The sequence below is a fragment of the Pseudochelatococcus contaminans genome, from assembly GCF_014195635.1.
Classification (GTDB): domain Bacteria; phylum Pseudomonadota; class Alphaproteobacteria; order Rhizobiales; family Beijerinckiaceae; genus Pseudochelatococcus; species Pseudochelatococcus contaminans.
This window is the reverse complement of record NZ_JACICC010000035.1, coordinates 1-5512: the sequence shown is the minus strand read 5'-3', so window position 1 is coordinate 5512 and position 5512 is coordinate 1. Positions and strand designations below refer to the sequence as shown.

Sequence of the window (5512 nt, the reverse complement as noted above, 5' to 3'; positions counted from 1 at the left end):
CGGCGGATTATGCCGAGCGCGAAGAGGACCATGGCCTGCAATTTCAGTATTACGCACCCGAAATCGGCATAATCCGACTTACGGCATAATGACCCTTATGCCGATATCGGCATAAGGGGCACGCCAGCGGCCATCACAGCCGGCTGAACCGTGACCTGACCGGCTCGTTCGGCTCGAAGAAATATGCCTTCGAAGAGCTGATTGCCGAGCAGATTTCGGCCTTTAGCTGCGCCGCTCTCGGCATCGTGCCTACGGTGCGCCACGCCGATTACATCGGCAGTTGGCTGGAGGTCATGCGCGAGGATTCCCGCGCCATCGTGCGCGCGGCCTCGCAGGCAAGCAAGGCGGCCGACTGGCTGCTGTCCTTCCTGCCGGAAGACGAGCAGCGGCCTGCCACGCCCGAGACCGCTATCGACAGGAGGGCAGCATGATCCTCCTGACCGACGAGCTGCGCGCGCAGCTTCTCGCCAATGGCCGCCAGCGCGACACCGATCATGTGCCGGTCGTCAAGTTCTTCAACCCGCTCGGCGCCGGCGTCTGGCTGGCGACCGAGCTCGATGCCGACGGCGACATCCTCTTTGGCTTGGCCGATCTCGGCGAGCCGGAGCTTGGCTATTTCTCGCTCGAGGAGATGGCCTTGGCGCGTCTGCCGTTCGGACTCGGCATCGAGCGCGACATTCTTTTTTCCGGCGACTTTCCGATTTCGGTCTGGGCCGAGGCTGCACGGGAGGCCGGCAGCATCCGCCGCGCCGAGCGGATCATCTATGCCGCGGCGCGTGCCCGGCGGGACGGCGTCTGATGCGCTTCCGCCGCTGGCATAGGCCCGAACCCTATGGTGACACGTCGCGCAAGCGTGCGGCGTTTCTCCGCAAGCAGCGCCTCGAACGCGATGCGCTGCCGCTCTTCGCCGAAGAGATCGCCGCCGGCCAGCGCGGCGTCGACGAGGAAATGGCCCGCCGCGCCGTATGGTGGGACGAGGCCGAACGCGAGCGCCGCATTCAGCGCGCCGTGTGGTGGCGAAAGGGCCGCACCCAGCTCTTCACGCTGCCCGACAGGCTGCGCGCTCGTGTCCGCGAGATCTGGCGGACCTGCCCTTATCCGGCCGACCCGGCGAGCTTTGCCGATTTCCTGCACCAGATTGCGGTTGGCAAGCTCGATCCCTGGCGCCCGCCGTGGCAGTTCCATCCCGCGCGGACCGCGCGGATCACCCGCGATCCGTCGACGTTCAGCGAAGCCTTCCGCCGGATCGGCGGCCGCAAGGCCGGCATCGGTCCGAGCGCGCCGGACGTGGACGAATTGCTTTACTGCGGCAATCTCGGTTCCGGCATCCTGTTTCTCCGGTCGTGGCTGCGCCCCGTCGAAACGTGCGGCAATGTCCACATCGCCGCGTGCCATCACGCCAATGCCGTCGAGCGGCTCGAAATCGAGGTGCGCGGCGCGTGCTCGGATGCCGAGCTGGCGCTGATTGAGCGCCTGGCGCAGGCGACCGAGACGCGCCCCGTCATGGTCCAACGTGTCGTCATGGGAGGCCAGCCATGACTGGACCAAGGCAACATGGCCATAACGGCGGGCCGCCGCTCGACGAGCCCGTCGACGGGCGCTCCGGCCAGTGCAAACACTGCATCCATTGGGACGCGCCGCCGGAAAACGAACAGCGCGCTTATGAATGGTTCCGCCTCGGCCTTTCTCGCCGGCGCGTCAAGCGCCCGTCTGGCACTTGTGATCGCGTTCTTCTGCCCGGTCGCAAAAGCTCCGTGTTCTCGGCCACTTCGGCCGAGTTCGGATGCCCGAACTTCGAGGCGAAGCCGCTGCCCGTCCGCTCGACCGGGGGCGGCTTCGTCACGATCTGGAGGAACGGCCGCGTCGCCTGGCAGGGGCCGGAGGAGAACATTCCGCCGCGCTTCCTTCAGGACGTGCTCGATCTCGGCCCACCTGACGACGGAGGGCCGCGCGATGATGCCTCCTGATCGTGTGCGCTCGCTGCTGGCGCGCATGGAGGACGCGCTTGCGGATACGCGGCGCAATCTCGGACTTGCCGAACGCGCACTCAGCAATCGCGCCGAGGGCGAGACGATTCGCCTCCGCCCGAAATCTCGGCGCTACCACCGGCGGATGAGCCGGTGGACCGGCGCGGACGAGGTGGAATACCGGCGGGTGCTCGATCGCCTCCTGGTGGTCGCGGGGCCGGATCTCGACCGGCTCCGACGCAAGATTGACCGGCAGGAGGCGGCGATCCTGGCGCTGCGCAGGAAATACCGGGTGAATGCGGGGAGACCGCAGCGCTTCGACTGGTAGCGTCGCACCCGCGGCCCGGTCGAGAGTGAGAGAGGGGCTGGGGATTTCGTGACGGGTTGGAAGGTCGAGAGAGGGTCTCGGCCGCCTGTCACGGAGAAACCACCATGGCCAAAGCTGCCAGGAAGTCGAAAAAGCCTGCCGTTGCGATGATCGTCTTCTCGCGCTCGCGCGACATTCCCTTCAATCGCATCCGCCTCTCGGACAGCAATGTCCGCGAAACCGACGTCGAGGCCGGTCTCGATGATCTCACCCACGACATCGACCGTCGCGAGGACATCGTGCAGGGCATCAATGTTCGCGCCATCCTCGATGCCGACGGCAACGAGACCGGCGATTTCGAGACCCCGGCCGGCGGCCGGCGGTTCCGGGCGATCGCGCGGCTGGTCGAGGCCGGACGCTTTCCCGCCGATGGCCTCGTTCCCTGCCTCGTCAAGAAAGCCGACGCCAAGACCTCGGCCGTCGACGACTCGCTCGCGGAAAACATGCTGCGGCTCGGCCTGCATCCGCTCGACCAGTTCCGGGCGTTCAAGCGCATGTTCGACGACGGCATGACGAAGGAGGAGATCGCCGACGCCTATCGCACCACGCCGCGCTACATCACGCAGCGTATGCGCTTGGCTTCGGTATCGCCGGCTCTACTGGAAGTCTATGCGCGCAACGGCATGCCGCTGGCAATGCTGGAGGCATTCACCGTCAATCCCGACCACGCCCGCCAGGAACAGGTCTGGGAAGCTGCCCAGCGTTCCTACAACGTCCAGCCCTGGCAGGTCCGCCAGCTCCTCACCGAAACCACCGTTCCGACCGATGACAAGCGCGTGCGCTTCGTCGGCGTGGACGCCTATGAGCAGGCCGGCGGCGCGATCCTGCGCGACCTCTTCTCCGAGGACGATGGGGGCTGGCTCGAAGACGTGGCGCTTCTCGACCGCCTAGTCTCGGAGAAGTTGAAGACGATCGCCGATGAAGTGGCAGCCGAGGGCTGGAAGTGGATCGCTGTCGATACCAGCCATCCTTACGGTTATGACAACGGCCTTCGCGAGATCACCGGCAGCTTCGCCGATCTCACCGACGAGGAGCGCGCCGCGCGCGATGCACTCCGCAACGAGTACGACGATCTTGAATCGGAATATTCCGAGCACGACGAGCTGCCCGACGAGATCGATCGGCGGCTGGGCGAGATCGAGGCCGCTCTGGAAGGCTTCGAGAAGCGCCCCGTCATCTATGATCCTGCCGAGATCGCCCGCGCCGGTGTCTTCATCAGCATCGACCGCGACGGCGAGCCTGTCATCGAGCGCGGCTATGTCCGGGCCAAGGACGAGCCGGTGGCCGATGCGGGGGACGGCGAGAACGAAAACACCATCGTCGCCGGCGGAAATGACGGCGACGTGCAGCGCGCCGTCATCACCATCGGCGGCCAGCCGGCCGACCCCGAAGAGGACGATGACGACGACGGGATCAAGCCGCTGCCGGAGCGGCTCGTCATCGAGCTGACCGCCCATCGCACCGTCGCGCTTCAGGAAGCGCTCGCCAACAATCCGCATGTTGCGATGACGGCGCTGCTCCACCGCATGGTGATGGAGCGCTATAACTACTCCGCGCCGACCGGGTGCCTGGAGGTCTCGGTACGCCACAGGTATCTGTATTCGCAGGGCTCCGATCTCGCAGACAGCCTTTCGGCCAAGGTGATCCGCGAGCGCTTCGACGGGTGGAAGGCCGATCTGCCGGCAGACGAAGCGGAACTGTGGGACTGGATCGCTGCGCTTGACGAAGCGAGCCGCATGGCGCTTCTCGCCCATTGCGTCAGCTATGGCGTCAATGCGCTTTACGAGCGCCCGAACATCCACAGCGCTTCCGGCATCTCGCAGCATGGCCTTGATCGTCGCCTTGCCGGAGCCGACCGGATTGCTCGCGCCACCGACTTCGACATGGTGGTCGATGCGGGGTGGCGGCCCACGGTCGAGAACTATCTCGGTCGCGTGACCAAGACCCAGATCCTCGCGGCGGTGCGCGAGGGCGCGGGTGAACGGGCGGCGCAGCTCATCGACCATCTGAAAAAGGGTGACATGGCCAAGGAAGCCGAGCGCCTGCTGGCCGACACCGGCTGGCTGCCCGAACCGTTGCGCCTGGTCGATCTCGACGGCAACGCTGCCCCCGACGCCGATGGCGAGGTCGAGGCTTTGCCCGACTTCCTCGCCAGTGACGGTGACGACGAGGAACCGGCGGCTGAAGACGAAGAAGACCGGCAGCACCTCGTCGCTGCGGAATGATCTCATAGGGACGGCGCAAGCTGTTCCGCACCGTTTACAACTCGCCCGGCCATCGCGCCGGGCATTTTTTATGGAGGCCGTCATGGCTGACCACATCGACATCGACTTCATTTTTCGGGCCGACCGCGAAAATCCCCCGGCGGAGCGGTCGCTGCCCTGGGAGGAGACGCGCGACGGCATCATCGTCGTCGTCGAGCCCAAGCCGCATTGGGCCGATGATTTGCGGGCCTTCCGCATCGATGCCCGTGAATATTGCTACTATGCCGACTGGAGCCGATTCGGTGGGCGCGCCCGGTTCTATGGCCATATCGATACCTGTGGTGATGACCTGCTGCTGAAGGCCCGCGCCCTGATCGCCCGCGAGATCGCTGAGGGGCATTGGAGCTGACCGTCACCCCGGTCGCGTCTCAGTTTCACCAGCATCCGCCATCCTTGCGATACCGTGTGGGGCTGGTTTCCGTCACCGGCCTGAAACACCGATTCGGTTGAGACCGGCATGGGGGAAAGGCTGGCGCGGCGCGGCACCTGCGACGGGATTTCGGCATCCTGTCAGAGGCAGAACACCACCCCGCTTCCATTCGCTGACCTTGGTCTGAGCCGTCTCCTTATCAATCAACCCACGAGGGGTCGGCTTACGCGAGCGTGCCGCCCTCGCGGATTCGGACGAGCCGAACGCGCGAGGGTGATTGCAGATCCGTTCAGACACTTCGGGCGCCTGTCGCGCGGGGGATGGTCCCCCGCCTCCAGAGACAGGAGCCGGAACCCATGTCCTACGCAGATGCCACCGCCTTCGCCGCCAGCCTCGCCACCACGCTGATGGTCTCGATCGTCGTGTTCCAGGCCGGAGACGGAACCCACGGCGCTTATCTGAACAGTCAAGCTGTCTCACTGGCATTTCGCTGAGCTCGCCGGCTCCCGGAACAGCGTCTCGATCAGCGGACATTCCCGCCGAT

General features: G+C 65.7%; 7 protein-coding genes and 1 pseudogene. All 8 read left to right on the top strand.

Annotation, left to right across the window (positions count from 1 at the left end):
• Positions 1 to 116: 116 nt before the first annotated feature.
• A pseudogene (locus tag FHS81_RS18445) lies at positions 117 to 431 on the top strand (zincin-like metallopeptidase domain-containing protein); the annotation flags it as partial.
• Positions 428 to 799 (top strand): DUF2958 domain-containing protein, encoded by a 372-nt coding sequence (locus tag FHS81_RS18440; RefSeq protein WP_183755041.1) that lies wholly within the window; start codon positions 428 to 430, stop codon positions 797 to 799. The pseudogene FHS81_RS18445 and the gene FHS81_RS18440, both read left to right, overlap by 4 nt.
• The gene (locus FHS81_RS18435) at positions 799 to 1539 is read left to right on the top strand and encodes a hypothetical protein (RefSeq protein ID WP_183755039.1); all 741 of its coding nucleotides are present in this window, start codon (positions 799 to 801) and stop codon (positions 1537 to 1539) included. The genes FHS81_RS18440 and FHS81_RS18435 overlap by 1 nt, the downstream gene beginning before the upstream one ends.
• Positions 1536 to 1967 carry a hypothetical protein gene (locus FHS81_RS18430; RefSeq protein ID WP_183755037.1) on the top strand — a complete coding sequence of 144 codons (432 nt, stop codon included), beginning with the start codon at positions 1536 to 1538 and terminating at the stop codon, positions 1965 to 1967. The genes FHS81_RS18435 and FHS81_RS18430 overlap by 4 nt, the downstream gene beginning before the upstream one ends.
• Positions 1954 to 2295: a hypothetical protein gene (locus FHS81_RS18425; RefSeq protein WP_183755035.1), complete on the top strand. Its 342-nt coding sequence runs from the start codon at positions 1954 to 1956 to the stop codon at positions 2293 to 2295. Before FHS81_RS18430 ends, FHS81_RS18425 begins: the two co-directional genes overlap by 14 nt.
• A gap of 104 nt (positions 2296 to 2399) precedes the next feature.
• Entirely contained in the window at positions 2400 to 4559 is a 2160-nt protein-coding gene (locus tag FHS81_RS18420; protein WP_183755033.1) for a ParB/RepB/Spo0J family partition protein, read from the top strand.
• A gap of 82 nt (positions 4560 to 4641) precedes the next feature.
• A complete protein-coding gene (locus FHS81_RS18415; RefSeq protein WP_183755030.1) occupies positions 4642 to 4947 on the top strand; it encodes a hypothetical protein in 306 nt (101 codons plus the stop codon).
• A 377-nt stretch (positions 4948 to 5324) separates the two neighbouring features.
• The gene (locus tag FHS81_RS18410; protein ID WP_183755028.1) at positions 5325 to 5462 is read left to right on the top strand and encodes a hypothetical protein; all 138 of its coding nucleotides are present in this window, start codon (positions 5325 to 5327) and stop codon (positions 5460 to 5462) included.
• The last annotated feature ends 50 nt before the right edge of the window (positions 5463 to 5512 follow it).